16 protein-coding genes are annotated in these 16128 nt (G+C 70.7%); 14 read left to right on the top strand and 2 right to left on the bottom strand.

Going from position 1 to position 16128, the window contains the following annotated elements; genetic code table 11:
* Positions 1-44: 44 nt before the first annotated feature.
* Genes DEI96_RS10265 through DEI96_RS10245 form a run of 5 tightly spaced genes read left to right on the top strand, consistent with a single transcriptional unit; the run spans position 45 to position 3310 of the window.
* The gene (locus DEI96_RS10265; protein WP_111023071.1) at positions 45-491 is read left to right on the top strand and encodes a hypothetical protein; all 447 of its coding nucleotides are present in this window, start codon (positions 45-47) and stop codon (positions 489-491) included.
* 22 nt (positions 492-513) lie between these two features.
* On the top strand, positions 514-1476 hold the full coding sequence (gene truB, locus DEI96_RS10260) for a tRNA pseudouridine(55) synthase TruB (RefSeq protein WP_111023070.1): 963 nt from the start codon (positions 514-516) through the stop codon (positions 1474-1476).
* Positions 1473-1838 (top strand): hypothetical protein, encoded by a 366-nt coding sequence (locus tag DEI96_RS10255; RefSeq protein ID WP_071403707.1) that lies wholly within the window; start codon positions 1473-1475, stop codon positions 1836-1838. The genes truB and DEI96_RS10255 overlap by 4 nt, the downstream gene beginning before the upstream one ends.
* A 45-nt stretch (positions 1839-1883) precedes the next feature.
* Positions 1884-2339, top strand: a complete 456-nt coding sequence (locus DEI96_RS10250; protein ID WP_071403708.1) for a hypothetical protein — start codon at positions 1884-1886, stop codon at positions 2337-2339.
* 8 nt (positions 2340-2347) lie between these two features.
* Positions 2348-3310 carry a bifunctional riboflavin kinase/FAD synthetase gene (locus tag DEI96_RS10245; RefSeq protein WP_111023069.1) on the top strand — a complete coding sequence of 321 codons (963 nt, stop codon included), beginning with the start codon at positions 2348-2350 and terminating at the stop codon, positions 3308-3310.
* Between the two features lie 83 nt (positions 3311-3393).
* Here DEI96_RS10245 and DEI96_RS10240 read toward each other — a convergent pair whose 3' ends face one another.
* Together DEI96_RS10240 and DEI96_RS10235 are read right to left on the bottom strand one after the other, a co-directional pair.
* Positions 3394-4626, bottom strand: a complete 1233-nt coding sequence (locus DEI96_RS10240; RefSeq protein ID WP_110864584.1) for a DUF349 domain-containing protein — start codon at positions 4624-4626, stop codon at positions 3394-3396.
* 113 nt (positions 4627-4739) lie between these two features.
* Positions 4740-5552, bottom strand: coding sequence for a peptidylprolyl isomerase (locus DEI96_RS10235; protein WP_111023068.1), 813 nt, complete (start codon positions 5550-5552; stop codon positions 4740-4742).
* Between the two features lie 129 nt (positions 5553-5681).
* Between DEI96_RS10235 and DEI96_RS10230 the strand changes: the two genes are divergently transcribed.
* The 9 genes from DEI96_RS10230 to aroB all read left to right on the top strand — a co-directional run bounded on the left by DEI96_RS10230 (position 5682) and on the right by aroB (position 15991).
* Complete coding sequence (locus DEI96_RS10230) at positions 5682-7034, top strand: replication-associated recombination protein A (RefSeq protein ID WP_084740335.1); 1353 nt, start codon at positions 5682-5684, stop codon at positions 7032-7034.
* A gap of 234 nt (positions 7035-7268) precedes the next feature.
* Positions 7269-7898, top strand: coding sequence for a 30S ribosomal protein S4 (gene rpsD, locus DEI96_RS10225; protein WP_017887166.1), 630 nt, complete (start codon positions 7269-7271; stop codon positions 7896-7898).
* 123 nt (positions 7899-8021) lie between these two features.
* Positions 8022-8204, top strand: coding sequence for a hypothetical protein (locus DEI96_RS10220; protein ID WP_027465751.1), 183 nt, complete (start codon positions 8022-8024; stop codon positions 8202-8204).
* Between the two features lie 59 nt (positions 8205-8263).
* Positions 8264-10921, top strand: coding sequence for an alanine--tRNA ligase (alaS, locus tag DEI96_RS10215; RefSeq protein ID WP_111023067.1), 2658 nt, complete (start codon positions 8264-8266; stop codon positions 10919-10921).
* Between the two features lie 8 nt (positions 10922-10929).
* Positions 10930-11373, top strand: a complete 444-nt coding sequence (ruvX, locus tag DEI96_RS10210) for a Holliday junction resolvase RuvX (RefSeq protein ID WP_171907752.1) — start codon at positions 10930-10932, stop codon at positions 11371-11373.
* A 93-nt stretch (positions 11374-11466) separates the two neighbouring features.
* A complete protein-coding gene (gene mltG, locus DEI96_RS10205; protein WP_258372784.1) occupies positions 11467-13056 on the top strand; it encodes an endolytic transglycosylase MltG in 1590 nt (529 codons plus the stop codon).
* Positions 13057-13098: 42 nt separating this feature from the next.
* Positions 13099-14319 carry a chorismate synthase gene (gene aroC / locus DEI96_RS10200; RefSeq protein ID WP_110858979.1) on the top strand — a complete coding sequence of 407 codons (1221 nt, stop codon included), beginning with the start codon at positions 13099-13101 and terminating at the stop codon, positions 14317-14319.
* Positions 14316-14897 carry a shikimate kinase gene (locus DEI96_RS10195; RefSeq protein WP_111023066.1) on the top strand — a complete coding sequence of 194 codons (582 nt, stop codon included), beginning with the start codon at positions 14316-14318 and terminating at the stop codon, positions 14895-14897. Before aroC ends, DEI96_RS10195 begins: the two co-directional genes overlap by 4 nt.
* Entirely contained in the window at positions 14894-15991 is a 1098-nt protein-coding gene (aroB, locus tag DEI96_RS10190) for a 3-dehydroquinate synthase (RefSeq protein WP_111023065.1), read from the top strand. Before DEI96_RS10195 ends, aroB begins: the two co-directional genes overlap by 4 nt.
* Positions 15992-16128 lie beyond the last annotated feature (137 nt).

The following is a 16128-nucleotide window of genomic DNA, read 5'->3' as shown; positions in this document are numbered from 1 at the left end:
TGGAGGCCCGACTCGCGTTCACCTCGACAGCCTACGGTGGACGCATGGCACGCTGGGCACCCGAAGAGACCGACACGATGGCTGCGATCGCCGCAGAGGCGATCGCGCAGGTCGGTACGAACCGCACCGTCATCGGCATCGACGGGCAGGACGGCACCGACCTCGAGCGGGTCGCGGCCGCACTCGTCACCGGTTTCGAGCAGCACGGGATCTCCGCGATGGCGGCCGCCGCGCCGTCCGCCGACCAGGACACGCTCCGGTCCGACCTGGTGACGCCCTTCCGCACGACCGGAGCCGGTGACGGTGTCCTGATCGTGCACGGGCGGGGCATCCTGGCCCCCGGGGTCCGTACGCTGTGGCGCTGGTCGCTGTGGGTCGAGCAGGAGTCCGGCCGTCTCGAGCGCCGTGCCGACGTGAAGATCGCGGCCTCCGCGGTCCTCGACGTCACCGATCCCGAGCACCCCCGCCGCGAGTGGAACGACGCCTGCTGACCGGCGCTGGTAATCTCGCCTGGTGCTCGAAACCGCGCCGGACGGCATCCTCCTCGTCGACAAACCGCAGGGGATCTCCAGCCATCGGGTGGTCTCCATCGCCCGTCGGCGCCTCGGCCTGAAGAAGGTCGGCCACGCCGGCACCCTCGACCCCATGGCCACCGGGCTGCTGCTGCTCGGCATCGGGCCGTCCACCCGGTTGCTGACGCACCTGGTGGGCCTCGACAAGACCTACACGGCGACCATCCGGCTCGGTGTCTCCACCGACTCCGACGACGCCGACGGCACGCCGACCGCTGCGGTCGGTGTGGCCGCTGCCGACGTCTCGGACGAGGCCGTCGAGACCGCCGTCGCAGCACAGCGAGGGGTGATCGACCAGATCCCGTCCACGGTCAGCGCGATCAAGGTCGACGGGCGCCGTGCCTACGACCTGGCGCGCAAGGGCGAAGCGGTGGAGCTCAAGTCCCGCACGGTGACCGTCTCGCGGTTCGACGTCACGACGCGCAACGAGCGGACCGTCGCCGTCGACGGCACCGACGTCGCCGTGGTGGACCTGGACGTCGTCGTGACCTGTTCGTCGGGCACCTACGTCCGCGCGCTCGCCCGTGACGTCGGCGCTGCCCTCGGCACCGGGGCGCACCTCGTCGCCCTCCGTCGGACACGCGTCGGGCCGTTCGACGTGCAGGACGCCATCGACCTCGAGGACGACGCCGTCGACGTCCGCGCCGCCCTCGCACGTCCGGCGGACATCGCCCGGCGACTCTTCTCGTCGGTGACGCTCGACGCAGCCTCGGCGAAGGACCTCACCGACGGCAAGCGCGTCGCGGCCGAGCACCCCGACTCGGACGGACCGGTGGCAGCGGTCACCGCGTCCGACGACCGGCTGGTCGGCCTCGTCTCCGTCCGCCGCGGACTGCTCCGGGTCATCACGAACTTCCCGACGCCCGGTGCGTCGTCCTCCTCGCAGACCGGAGCCCGCGCGTGATCGAGTGGTACATGTGGGTGCAGCTGGTGCTCGCCGTGGTGGTGGGGCTCTTCGCGGTCGTCGTGGGGTTCATCGGCTGGAAGCCGAACGACTACACGGTCGGCGCGCTCGTGCTCATCGAGTTGCTGCTCCTTGCGCAGGGCGTCATCTCGATCGTGCTGCCGGCGACGGGCAGTCCGCCCGACGGCAACGCGCTCGAGTTCGGGGTGTACGCCGTTTCTGTCCTGCTCGTCCCGCCGGCCGCGGTCGTGTGGGCACTGATCGACCGCACGAAGTGGAGCACCGTGGTGCTCGGCGCCGGGGCCTTCACCGTCGCGGTGATGGTCTACCGGATGTACCAGATCTGGTTCGCGCTGAACTGACGCCGGAGGTCATGCGCGCAGCCGCGCGTCGGTAGAATCGGTGCAATGGCGACCAGATCCTCACTCGCGACCGGCATCGGCCGCGTCCTCATCGCCGTGTACGGCATCCTCGCGCTGGCGGCGACCGGACGCAGCGTCGTGCAGATCATCGAGAAGTTCTCGTTCGCACCGTTCGCCTACACGCTCAGTGCCATCGCTGCCGTCGTCTACATCGTCGCGATGATCGCCCTCATCGTGCCCGGCCGGTTCTGGTACCGGGTCGCCTGCGTCACGATCGTGTTCGAGATGACCGGCGTGCTCGTCATCGGCACCCTGTCGCTGTTCGACCGCCAGCTGTTCCCCGACGACACCATCTGGTCGTACTACGGCTTGGGCTACGCCTTCGCGCCGCTCGTGCTGCCGATCGCCGGGCTCTGGTGGCTCCGCAAGCACCACCGCACCGCGGTCACCGAGCCGTCGGCACCGGCTGCGTCCTCGTCCACCGCCCCGGCGAGCGAGTAGGAGCCACCGTGCAGTTCTACGAGGACACCGCCGACGTGGCGGACGGGTTCGGGCCGAGCGCCGTCACCATCGGCAAGTTCGACGGCGTGCACGTCGGGCACCGAGCCGTCATCGCACACCTCGAGCGTGCCGCCCGCGAGCACGACCTCGTGGCCACCGTGGTCACGTTCGACCGCCACCCGCTCAACGTCATCGACCCGCCGCACGTCCCGCCGGCCCTGACGAGCACCGCTCAGCGCCGCGAACTGCTCGAGGACGCCGGGGTCGACGCGACCCTGCTGCTCCGGTTCGACCAGGAACTGCAGTCGAAGTCGCCCGAGGCGTTCGTGTCCGAGATCCTCGTCGACACCCTGCACGCCCGGCTCGTCTTCGTCGGCAGCGACTTCCGCTTCGGTGCGAAGGGTGCCGGTGACGTCGCGCTGCTCCGGACCCTGGGGGAGCAGCACGGCTTCACCGTCGAGCTCATCGACGACGTGGACCTCATCGACGACGTCCGACCCGACGGTGAGCGCCGCGTGTCCTCCACCTGGATCCGGGAGCTCCTGGGCCAGGGCCGCGTGGCCGAGGCCGCACGACTCCTCGGGCGGGAGCACGCCGTGCGGAGCGTCGTGGTGCACGGCAACCAGCGCGGCCGGGCGATGGGGTACCCCACCGCGAACCTCGACCCGGCGTGCGAGGGCTTCGTCCCCGCCGACGGCGTCTACGCCGCCCGGGTGCTGCACGACAGCACCGTCTACCCGGCAGCGGTGTCGGTCGGCAACAACCCGACGTTCGAGGGTGTGCCGGCGAAGCAGATCGAGGCGCACCTGCTCGACGTCGACATCGACCTGTACGGCGATCGGATCTCGGTGCTCTTCGTGTCGTACGTGCGCGGCATGGTGAAGTTCTCGTCGATGGACGAGCTCGCCGCGCAGATGCGGCAGGACGACCTCGACATCCGGCTGCTGCTCGGACTGCCCGCGCCGGTCTGACCTGCTGAGCACACTGGTTCCCCCGTACGACGACGCCCCCGTGACCGATCGGTCACGGGGGCGTCGTTCGTCGGGGCGGAAGCTCAGCCGCCCAGGGCGTCGAGCCAGATCTTGCGGGCGTCGAGGGCTTCCTGCGCGTCCTTGATCTTCCGGGCGTCACCGGTGGCCTGCGCCGCGGCGAGCTCGGACTGGAGCTTGCCGATCGCGTCTTCCAGCTGGCTCGCGAGGCCGTTCTGACGGGCCTTGCGCTCCGGGTTCGATTCCTTCCAGTGCGCGTCCTCGAGGCCACGGACGTGGTCCTCGATGGCACGCAGCCGGTCCTCGACGCGACGGACGTCGCCGCGGGGGACCTTGCCGATCTCGTCCCAGCGGCGCTGGATACCGGTGAGGGTCTTGCGCGCGGCGACCCGGTCGGTCGCCTGCAGGAGCGGCTCGGCTTCGGTCAGCAGGGCCTGCTTCGCCTCGAGGTTGGCGGAGAACTCTTCGTTCTCGGCTGCGCTCTCGGCGTGGCGCTGCTCGAACAGCACGTCTCCGGCGGCCTTGAAGCGCGCCCAGAGTGCGTCGTCGTGGCGCTTGCCGGCACGTCCGGCGTTCTTCCAGTCGTCGAGCAGCTGGCGGTAGTCCGGGATCGCGTCGGAACCGCGGGGCGCGAGGGCCTCGGCCTGCGCCACGAGCTCCTGCTTGCGGGTCCGGGCGTCACGGTGCTGTGCGTCCAGCTCGGAGTAGAAGGCACGACGGTGCTGGTCGACGGTGGACCGCGCTGCGCGGAACCGCTTCCACAGGTCGTTGGCCTCGTTCTTGGGGATCCGCGGCCCGTCGTGCTGGTGCTGCTGCCAGCGCGCGAACACGTCGTCGAGCTGCGCCGTGATCTGCTTCCACTGCGCGCGTGCGGGGTCCACCGCGGCGAGTGCCTCGGCTTCCTCCACCAGGGCGGTTCGGTGCGCCAGGGCGTCCTGCAGGGCCTGCTGCGCCTGCTCCGCCTGCTCCTTGGTGAGCGAGCCGAGCTGCTCGGCGAGGACGCCGACGCGGGTCTCGAGCGACTTGATGTCGCCCACCACCCGCGCGTCGGCGACCAGGGCCGTCAGGTGCTCGACTGTCCGGGCGACGTCGTTCGCCGACGCACCGCGCTGGACGCGCTGCTCGGCGATCTTCACCTGCCCCTCGAGGTCGGCGTACTTCCGCGCGAAGTAGGCGAGGGCTTCTTCGGGGGTGGCGTCCGGGTACTCACCGACAGCACGTTCGGTCTCTTCGTACCGGACGTACACGGTCCCGTTCTCGTCGACCCGCCCCCAGGTCGTTGCTTCGTCAGATCCCACAGGTCTCGCCTCGATCGTGGTCGTGCATCGCCGACGTCACCGTCGGCACGGTCAGGTCGTCAGCCTATTGCACGGACGGGCTCCGCCGCCCGACCGGTGCGACGGGTTGTGGACTACTTCTGCTCCGCGATGGTCGCGTCGGTGATCTTCGTCGCCACCTTCGGCTCACCGGTGCCGTCGCTGCCGGGGGACGCGATGCCCTTCGCGGCGATCTTCGACTCGAGCTCAGACAGACCGCTCGTGACCTTGCCGACGACCGTGTAGCCGCCGGTGGAGCTGTCGAGCGTGGTGTCCCCGTAGACGATGAAGAACTGCGTCGACTGCGAGTACGGGGAGTCCGACCGCGCGATCGCGATGGTGCCCTTCTCGTAGACGCCGTCCTCCGGCACGTTCTCGAGCGGGCCGTACTCGAAGCCGGCGTCGCCGGTGCCGTCGCCGTTCGCGGAGCCGCACTGCAGGAACTTCAGGCCGTCGCTGTCGGCGAGCCGGTGGCAGGTGGTGCCGTTGTAGAACTGCTGACGGATCAACGAGATCTCCACACTCGCAGCCTGCGGTGCCTTCGCACCGTCCAGCTCGATGCCGAGGTCGATGCTCTTGTTGAGCGTGAGGCTGCCGGTCCAGGTCGCGCCCTTCGCGATCGACTTGCTCGGCACGTCGCCGGTGTTGCCGGCCGTGGCGCTGGCCGACGGCGTGGCCGTCGACGACGCGGAGGCGCTCGGGGCCGGGGCGTCCGACCCCCGTGATCCAGCGAAGGCGAGCTGCGACCCGGTGGCGAGGGCCGCGACGAGGACGAGGGCACCGGCGCCGATCAGGTTGTCCCGCACACGGCGGCGTCGCTGCCGCTCGTGGAGGCCCTGGCGGGCCTGGTAGAGGCGGAGGCGCTCGCGCGCCTCACGGTTGTCACGCGCTGGGTTCTTCGGTGCCACGGTGCTGGTCTGCCCTCTCGTCGCAGTGTGCAACGAGCGTAGCCGAAGGGGCACCGTCACCAGCCGGGAGGCGCGGCCCGCGTCGGTGGACCGGCCTACGATTGCAGGATGGCAGCGGATCGTTCGGGAATGCACGCGCCCACCACGGGTGGTCGCGCCGGTCTCGCGCAGGGTTCCGTCCCGCTCGCCGTCCGCATGCGCCCCACCAGCCTCGACGAGGTCGCCGGTCAGCAGCACCTGCTCGGCCGCGGTTCGCCCCTGGTGCAGCTGGCCACCGGTACGCGTGAGAACCCCGGCGGGGTCTCCGTGATCCTGTGGGGCCCACCCGGTACCGGCAAGACCACGCTGGCGCAGGCCATCGCTCGGCAGTCCGGTCGCGAGTTCGTCGAGCTCTCCGCCGTGACCGCCGGCGTGAAGGACGTGCGCGAGGTCATGGAGAAGGCGCTGACCCACCGCGACCTGTACGGGTCGACCACGGTGCTGTTCCTCGACGAGATCCACCGGTTCAGCAAGGCCCAGCAGGACGCCCTGCTGCCCGGGGTCGAGAACGGGTGGGTGATCCTGATCGCGGCCACCACCGAGAACCCGTCGTTCTCGGTCATCTCGCCGCTGCTGTCCCGCTCACTGCTCCTGACGCTCAAACCGCTCACCGATCCCGACCTCGGCATGCTCGTCGACCGCGCGGTGGAGGACCCCCGCGGGCTCGGCGGTGCCGTCGTCCTCGGTGACGAAGCCCGCAGCGCGATCATCCGGCTCGCGTCCGGTGACGCCCGACGTGCCCTCACCGCGCTCGAGGCCGCCGCGGCGTCGGCCACCGCCGCGCAGGACGAGGACGACGACACCGTGCCCGTCGTCGACGCCGACACCGTCGCGGCTGCGGTCGACCGGGCCCTGCTGCGCTACGACCGACAGGGCGACGAGCACTACGACGTCATCAGCGCGTTCATCAAGTCGGTGCGGGGGAGCGACGTCGACGCCGCCCTGCACTACCTCGCCCGGATGATCGAGGCCGGCGAGGACTCCCGGTTCATCGCGCGGCGGATCATCATCTCCGCGTCCGAGGACATCGGCATGGCCGACCCGCAGGCGCTGCCCATCGCGGTCGCCGCGGCCCAGGCCGTGCAGCTCATCGGGATGCCCGAGGGGCGGATCCCGCTGGCCGAGGCCGTCGTGTACCTGGCGACGGCGCCGAAGTCGAACGCTGCCTACAACGGCATCAACCAGGCGATGGCCGACGTCAAGGCCGGGCGGATGGGCACGGTCCCGATGCACCTGCGTGACGCGCACTACGCCGGGGCGAAGCGCCTCGGGCACGGCAAGGGGTACGTCTACTCCCACGACGCCGAGCACGGGGTCGCCGAGCAGCAGTACCTGCCGGACGCCCTCGAGGGCACCGAGTACTACACGCCGACGGCCAACGGCTACGAGCGCGAGGTCGGGCCGCGGCTCGAACGACTCCGGAAGATCACACGCGGCCACTAGCGTCGGTGCTTCTGCGCTCGCCCCGATGCTGCTAGCATTGCCGGGCCTACGTCCTGGTCCTCGAGCACGGCTGCGTCGAGGACAGAGTGCCACTCCGGTGGTACGGGGGCAGAGGTTCGGACTGTAGCCGTCCGATCCCACAGGCTCATCCCTCTGGATCCCGTCGTCGGGGCCACCGGCACTCGCGTGCCCGGCCTCCGGTGAGTATTCAGTTCGAACAGAGAAAAGGACCCTGTGTCTACCAAGTCACGTACCCGCAGCAAGACCCGCCTGTCGCGCGCACTCGGCATCCCGCTGACGCCGAAGGCTGCCCGTTACCTCGAGAAGCGCCCCTACGGGCCCGGTGAGCACGGCCGTACGCGCCGTCGTGCGGACAGCGACTACGCCGTCCGCCTCCGTGAGAAGCAGCGTCTGCGCGCCCAGTACGGCATCCGCGAGAAGCAGCTCCGCATCGTCTTCGAAGAGGCCCGCAAGACGAAGGGCCTGACCGGTGAGAACCTGGTCGAGCTCCTCGAGCAGCGCCTCGACGCCCTCGTGGTCCGTGCCGGCTTCGCCCGCACCACCGCGCAGGCCCGTCAGCTGATCGTGCACCGCCACATCCTGGTCGACGGCAAGCTCGTCGACCGCCCCTCCTTCCGCGTCAAGGAGGGCCAGCTGATCCACGTCAAGGCGAAGTCCGAGTCGATGGAGCCCTTCCAGGTCGCCGCTGCCGGTGGCCACCAGGAAGTCCTCCCGAAGGTCCCGGGCTACCTCGAGGTCGAGATCGAGAAGCTCCAGGCCCGCCTCGTGCGTCGCCCGAAGCGCGCCGAGGTCCCCGTGACCTGTGAAGTGCAGCTCGTCGTCGAGTACTACGCAGCTCGCTGATCCACTGATCACACCCGAACGGCGGGTCGTCCTCTCGAGGGCGACCCGCCGTTCGGCGTTCCGGCACCGGCGACTAAGCTTGTCCGGGCATGCACCGCCCGGGTGCACAGAGGGAGAGGCACCGTGAAGCAGCTGTTCTTCGTCGCCGTCGGCATCGTCATCGGGTTCGCCGTCGCACACCGGGTCGCCCAGACCTCCGGTGGCGCCCGGCTCTTCGCCGAGGTGAACGCCAAGACGAAGGCCTTCACGGGTGCCGTCGCGGACGGCTACCGGTCGCGCGAGGCCGAGCTCCGTACCGACGTCTGAGTGCTCCGACCGAGCAGCCTCGACCCTCCTCCACCCACGACCTGAACCCAGGAAGCACCATGCAGACCGCAGAGATCCGCCGCCGTTGGCTCCAGTACTTCGGTGACCGCGGCCACACCGTCGTCCCGTCCGCGTCCCTCGTCTCCGACGACCCGTCGCTCCTCTTCACGGTCGCCGGCATGGTGCCGTTCATCCCGTACCTGACCGGTCTCATCCCGGCGCCGTTCCCGCGGGCGACGAGCGTGCAGAAGTGCATCCGCACGAACGACATCGAAGAGGTCGGCAAGACGCCGCGCCACGGCACGTTCTTCCAGATGAACGGGAACTTCTCGTTCGGCGACTACTTCAAGGAGCAGGCGATCCAGTTCGCCTGGGAGTTCCTGACCAAGCCGGAGACCGACGGAGGACTCGGCTTCTCGCCCGACGACCTCTGGGTCACCGTCTACGAAGAGGACGACGAGGCGATCGGCTTCTGGAAGCAGCACTCGTCGCTGCCCGACGAGCGGATCCAGCGCCTCGGCAAGGACACCAACTACTGGTCGACCGGACAGCCCGGACCCGCGGGTCCCTGCTCGGAGATCTTCTTCGACCGTGGCCCCGAGTACGGCATCGACGGCGGCCCGGCGACGGACGACGACCGCTACGTGGAGATCTGGAACCTCGTCTTCATGCAGTACCAGATCGCCGACGTGCGGTCGAAGTACGACTTCGAGATCACCGGCGAGCTGCCGAACAAGAACATCGACACCGGCATGGGGCTCGAGCGCGTCGCCTTCATCAAGCAGGGCGTCGACAACATGTACGAGATCGACCAGGTGCGCCCGGTGCTCGACCGCGCGGCCGAGATCTCCGGCCGACGCTACGGTGCCGTGCACGAGGACGACGTGCGGATGCGCGTCATCGCCGACCACGTCCGTTCCTCGCTGATGCTCATCGCCGACGGCGTGAGCCCGTCGAACGAGGGCCGCGGGTACATCCTCCGTCGTCTGCTCCGTCGCACCGTCCGCGCGATGCGCCTGCTCGGTGTCGAGGCGCCCACGTTCCCCGAGCTCTTCCCGGCGTCCCGCGACGCCATGCGCGACGCCTACCCGGAGGTGGCGTCCGACTACGACCGGATCTCCCGCATCGCCTACGCGGAAGAAGAGACCTTCCTCCGCACCCTGGCGCAGGGCACGACCATCCTCGACGTCGCCGTCGAGCGTGCGAAGCAGGACGGCGCCCCGTCGATCGGCGGCGACACGGCGTTCCTGCTGCACGACACCTTCGGGTTCCCCATCGACCTGACGATGGAGATGGCCGAGGAAGCCGGGGTCCACGTCGACCGCACGGCGTTCGAGACCCTGATGTCCGAGCAGCGTGCCCGGGCGAAGGCCGACGCGAAGAGCAAGAAGACCGCGATCGCCGACCTGAGCGTGTACAGCGCGTTCCGGGCCAAGGGCGAGACGACGTTCCTCGGCTACGACGCACTCGAGGCCGAGACGCGCGTGCTCGGCATCATCGTCGGCGGTGTGAGCGTCGACCGCGCGGTCGCCGGTGACATCGCCGAGGTGATCCTCGGCGAGACGTCGCTGTACGCCGAGTCGGGCGGCCAGGACGCCGACCAGGGCTCGATCGTCGGCAACGGGTTCGACCTCGAGGTCCTCGACGTCCAGCGACCGGTCTCCGGGCTGTGGAGCCACACCGTGCAGGTCCGCTCCGGCGAGGTCGGCGTCGGCGACGCTGCGAGCACCGTCGTCGACGCGGAGTACCGCCGCGGCGCGACACAGGCACACTCCGCGACGCACCTGGTCAACGCGGCGCTCCGCGACATCCTCGGGCCGGAGGCGCTGCAGGCCGGTTCGTACAACAAGTCCGGCTACATGCGCCTCGACTTCTCGTGGTCGCAGCCGGTCTCGCTCGAGACGCGCTCCGAGATCGAGGAGGTCGTGAACACCGCGATCCGCACCGACCTCGAGGTCTCCACGCGCATCCTGCCCATCGACGAGGCGAAGGCCCTCGGCGCGCAGGCCCTGTTCGGTGAGAAGTACGGCGCCGAGGTCCGCATGGTCGACATCGGCGGCCCGTGGTCCCGCGAGCTCTGCGGTGGCACGCACGTCGCCTCGAGCGCGCAGATCGGGCTCGTCAACCTGGTGGGGGAGTCGAGCGTCGGTTCGACGAACCGCCGCGTCGAGGCACTGGTCGGGCTCGAGGGGTTCCGCGACCTCGCCGTCGAGCGCACGATCGTGTCGCAGCTCTCCAGCGCGCTCAAGGCCCCCCGTGCCGACCTGCCGGCCCGTGTGCAGAACCTGATGGAGGACCTCCGGTCCGCCCAGAAGAAGCTCGCCGAGTACGAGTCGGCGAACCTGCAGCAGCGCGTGCCCGCCATCGCCCGGAACGCCACCACCGTCGGTGCCACCACCGTGGTCGCCGAGACGGTCGACGGCCTGCAGTCCGGTGACGACCTGCGCTCGCTCGCCACCGGCGTGCGGGGCCAGCTCGGTGACGGCGCGGCCGTCGTCGTGCTCGGTGCCGTCGTGGGCGGCAAGCCGATCGTGATCGTCGCGACCAACGACGCCGCTCGTGCTGCGGGCGTGCAGGCGGGCCCCCTCGCGAAGGAGGCCGCCGGCGTGCTCGGTGGCGGTGGCGGCGGCAAGCCGGACCTGGCGCAGGGCGGCGGGACCGACGCAGCAGCGCTCCCCGCGGCGCTGCGTGCCGTGACCGCACGGCTCGCGGGCTGACCGTGGGCATCCGGTCCGGGCGGCGGCTCGGCGTGGACGTCGGACGCGCCCGGATCGGGGTCGCCGTGTGCGACCGCGACGGCCTGCTGGCCACGCCGGTCGAGACCGTCCGTCGTGACGACTCGAAGGACCTCCGGCGCATCCTGGAGCTCGCGGACGAGTACGACGTGCTCGAGGTCGTCGTCGGGCTGCCCCTGTCGATGTCGGGTGGCGACACGGCCTCCACCGAGGACGCCCGCGTGTTCGCGGCCCGGATCGCGGCGCGTCGACCGGTGCGCCTGGTCGACGAACGACTGTCGACCGTGACCGCCCAGCGAGGGCTGCACCAGGCCGGCAAGAACACGAAGAAGTCCCGGGCCGTGATCGACCAAGCAGCCGCTGTTATCATTCTGCAACACGCGCTCGACCACGAGCGCAGTGCCGGTGCCCCTCCGGGCACCACGCTTCCCTGACAGGGCTGCCCGGTACCGCACATGGGTGCTCTCGTCGTCAGCTGCGAGGACGACGGTGCCCAGGTGGAGTTCCCGACCGAGAGACCGAGGACGTTGGCAGACGATCTGGACTGGAACGCGATCATCGCGCCCGGCAACGACGCCGAGCGGCGGAAGGCGACTTCCGACCGCACGACAGGCACCGATGACCGCGACGACGCTGGTCGGGTGACCCCACCGCCGGCGCCCCCGATGTCCCGACGCGAAGCCCGCGCCCTCGAGGCTGAACGAGCCCGCGTCGCAGCGACCGACGAGCCGTCGGCCGCCGAACGGACCAACGACGCGCCGGTCGCCGAACGGACCAACGACGCGCCGGCAGCCGCACGCGACGAACGCCCGGCGTCGCCCGCCGACGCACCGATCGCCACCCGTCCCGAAGAACTGCACCCCGAGGTCGCCGCACTGCTGACCGGCGAGCTGCCGACCGAGCCCGCGGCGACCGCTGCGGGCGGCGGATCCGGGGCCGACGGGACGGACGACGGTGACGTGACCGGCGGCGGTGGCGCCGCGGGAGGCGGTGGCCGCGGGGGACGAGGCGGGGGAGGCCGCGCCTCCAGGCCGCCCCGGGAGCCACGGCCGAAGCGCCGACGCGGACCGCTCGTCGCCGGACTCGTCATCGTCGCGGTGGTGCTCGCCGCCGGCGTCGGGGCGTACACGTTCGCCGCACCCAAGTTCCAGCAGCTCATCGCGGCGATCAGCGGCGCGCAGGAACCCGACGACTACACCGGCGACGGCACCTCGAAGGTGACCATCACCATCAAGCAGGGCGACATCGGCGAGAACGTCGCCGCGACGCTGCAGCGCAGCGGCGTCGTCAAGGACTCGAAGGTGTTCTACAAGCTCCTGCTGGCCTCGCCGGACGTGCAGTTCCAGCCCGGTTCGTACGCGCTGAAGAAGCAGATGAGCTCGAAGTCCGCGCTTGCCGCCCTGCAGGACAAGGACAACCGCGTCCAGGCGTCGATCATCATCCCGGAGGGCACGGCACTCGCCGACATCAAGGCCGGGATGGTCTCCAAGGCCGGCCTGACCGAGAAGCAGGTCGACGCGGCCGCGAAGGACCTGTCTGCCTACGACCTGCCGTCCGGCGTCACGACGCTCGAGGGCTGGCTCTTCCCCGCGACCTACCCGATCAACCCGGGCTGGACCGCCGAGCAGTACTTCAAGTCGATGGTCGACACCATGAAGGAGCACCTGTCCGCCGCCGGCGTCAAGGAGGCCGACCAGGAGCGCACCATCGTCTTCGCGTCGCTGGTGCAGAAGGAAGCCGGTCTCGCAGCCGACTACCCCAAGGTCGCCCGCGTGTTCCAGAACCGCCTCGACCAGGGGATGAAGCTGCAGTCCGACGCCACGGTCGCCTACGGCACGGGCAACACGCACACCGTGACGACCACGGACGCCGAGCGTGCGGACGCCTCGAACGAGTACAACACCTACGTGCACGAGGGGCTCCCGCCCGCACCGATCTCGAACCCGGGTGACATCGCGATCAAGGCCGTGACGAACGAGGCCCCGGGCAAGTGGCTGTACTTCGTGACGGTGAACCTGGAAACCGGCGAGACCGTCTTCTCGGACACCTACGACCAGCACCTGGTGGCGGTCGAGCAGTTCCAGTCGTGGCTGCGGGCGCACCCCGACTACCAGTAGGCGACGACGTCGCACGGACCAACGCTGTGGGAGGATTGCGACATGCTTCGTTGGTTGACTGCTGGTGAGTCCCACGGACCCGAACTGATCGCCATGCTCGAGGGCCTGCCCGCGGGTGTCCCGGTGTCGTTCGAGTCCATCCGTGCCGATCTCGCGCGCCGCAAGCTCGGCTACGGCCGTGGCTCGCGGATGAAGTTCGAGCAGGACGAACTGCACGTGTCCGGCGGCGTCCGACACGGCTACTCGCTCGGCAGCCCCATCGCGATCCGCATCGGCAACACCGAGTGGCCGAAGTGGGTCGAGGTCATGAACCCCGAGCCGATCGAGTCCACCGAGATGTCCCGCGGGCGGAGCGCCCCGCTCACCCGACCGCGTCCGGGTCACGCCGACCTGGTCGGCATGCAGAAGTACGGCTTCGACGAGGCGCGCCCGATCCTGGAGCGTGCGAGCGCCCGCGAGACCGCCGCACGCGTGGCGCTCGGCGCCGTCGCGAAGTCGTTCCTGGCCGAACTCGGCATCCGCTCGGTGGCGCACACGCTGCAGGTCGGGACCGTCCGGGTCCCCGACGGTACGGACCTGCCACTGCCCGACGACGTGGACCGCCTCGACGAGGACCAGCTGCGCTGCTTCGACGCCGAGACCTCTGCCCGCATGGTCACCGAGGTCGAGGCCGCGAAGAAGGACGGCGACACCCTGGGCGGCGTCGTCGAGGTGCTGTTCTACGGCGTCCCGCCGGGCCTCGGCTCGCACGTGCACTGGGACCGCCGGCTCGACGCCCGCCTCGCCGCGGCGATCATGGGGATCCAGGCCATCAAGGGGGTCGAGGTCGGTGACGGCTTCGCGACCGCCGGCCGCCGGGGCTCCGCCGCGCACGACGAGCTGTACCGCGAGGACGGCGAGATCTACCGCACGAGCGACCGCGCCGGTGGGACCGAGGGCGGGATGTCCACGGGCACCGTGCTGCGCGTCCGCGCCGGGATGAAGCCGATCGCGACCATCCCGCACGCCCTGCACACGGTTGACGTCGTCTCCGGTGAGGACGCTTCGGCGCACCACCAGCGCTCGGACGTCTGCGCCGTGCCGGCTGCGGGTGTCGTCGCCGAAGCGATGGTGGCCCTGGTGCTCGCCGACGCGGTGCTCGAGAAGTTCGGTGGCGACAACGTCGTCGAGACGAAGCGCAACCTCGACGCCTACCTCGCGGCGATCCCGGAGACCCTGCGCACGCGCCGGACCGAACCGTCGGCGACGTCGACCGACCTGTGAGCACCGACGTCCGACGCGCCGACGCGCCCGTGGTCGTCATCGGCCCGATGGGTGCCGGCAAGTCGAGCGTCGGCAAGCGGGTGGCGAAGGCCCTCGGCGTCCCGTTCACGGACACCGACCGGGTCATCGTGCGCGAGCACGGTCCGATCCCCGGGATCTTCGCCGACCGCGGTGAGCCGGCGTTCCGCGCGCTCGAGGCCCAGGCGGTCCGGGCAGCGCTCGCCACGGGCGGCGTGATCGCCGTGGGCGGGGGAGCCGTCACCCACGCGGACACCCGGCAAGCCCTGAGCGGCGCGCGCATCGTCCTGCTCACCGTCTCGCCCGAGGCCGTCGCCGACCGGATCGCCGGGTCCGACCGGCCCCTGCTGGCGAACGGCGGGATGGACGCCTGGCAGACGATCATGGACGAGCGGGCCGCCACCTACGCCGAGCTCGCGCACGTCGTGGTCGACACGTCGCGCCGGCCGATGTCCCGCGTGGTCGACGAGGTCGTCACGTGGCTGCGCAGCGACGCCGGCGCCACCGCCGCGTCCGGCGGCACGACCAGCAGCACCACCAGCACCGAAGGAGCACCGTGACCGAGTCGACCCTGCCCGCCGGGACCACCGAGATCCGGGTCGGCGGTGACGACGGCTACACGGTGGCCGTCGGCACGGACCTGCTCGGCGCCCTGCCCGCGATCCTGGGCCCGCGTGTCGCCAAGGTCCTCATCGTGCACTCGCCGACGCTCGGTGCCCGGGCGAACGAGCTCCGCGCGCTCCTGGTCGAGGCCGGGCTCGAAGCCCTGATCGCCGAGGTCCCCGACGCCGAGGGCGCCAAGCGCGTCGAGGTCGCGGCGTTCTGCTGGCAGATCATGGGGCAGGCCGACTTCACCCGCACCGACGCGGTGATCGGCCTCGGGGGCGGCGCGGTCACCGACCTGGCCGGCTTCGTCGCCGCGACCTGGCTGCGCGGTGTGCCGTACGTGGCCGTCCCGACCAGCGTGCTCGGCATGGTGGACGCCAGCGTCGGCGGCAAGACGGGCATCAACACGAACGAGGGCAAGAACCTGGTGGGCGCCTTCTACGCGCCCCGTGCCGTCGTCGTGGACCTCGACCTCGCTCGCACGCTGCCGCGCAACGAGATCCTGACCGGGTTCGCCGAGATCGTGAAGGCCGGGTTCATCGCCGTGCCCGAGATCCTGGACATCATCGAGGCCGACGTCGACCGGGTGACCGACCCGACGACGCCGGAGTTCCGCCGGGTCGTCGAGCTCGCCATCGCGCTCAAGGCCGAGGTCGTCTCGGACGACTTCACGGAGCAGGGCCGACGCGAGATCCTGAACTACGGGCACACCCTCGGGCACGCGATCGAGCACGCCGAGCGGTACCAGTGGCGCCACGGCGCGGCGGTGTCGGTCGGCATGGTGTTCGCCGCCGAACTCGCCCGACTCACCGGGCACCTGGACGACGCCACGGTCGACCGCCACCGGGCGATCCTCGAGTCGCTCGACCTGCCGACCTCGTACGGTGTCGGGCGGTGGCAGGGCCTGCTCGCCACGATGCGTCGCGACAAGAAGGCCCGTGCCGGCATGCTGCGGTTCATCATCCTGGACGGCGTCGGCAAGCCCGTCGTGCTCGAGGGCCCCGAGGACCACCTGCTCTTCACCGCCTACCAGGAGGTCGGCGTCTAGCCTGCTCGGTCAGCGCAGGACCTGACGAATCCACTCCAGGTCCGAGCCCCGCGCCGGACCCACGCGGACCTGTGGAGGCCGCGCCGAGCCTCCAGGCTGTGGAGGAGGATGGGACGACGTGACGGACGGCACCACCC

Source organism: Curtobacterium sp. MCLR17_031 (genome assembly GCF_003234775.2).
GTDB classification, from domain to species: Bacteria; Actinomycetota; Actinomycetes; order Actinomycetales; family Microbacteriaceae; genus Curtobacterium; species Curtobacterium flaccumfaciens.
Note: the sequence above shows the minus strand (reverse complement) of the source record. Positions and strands in the feature narration are given on the sequence as shown.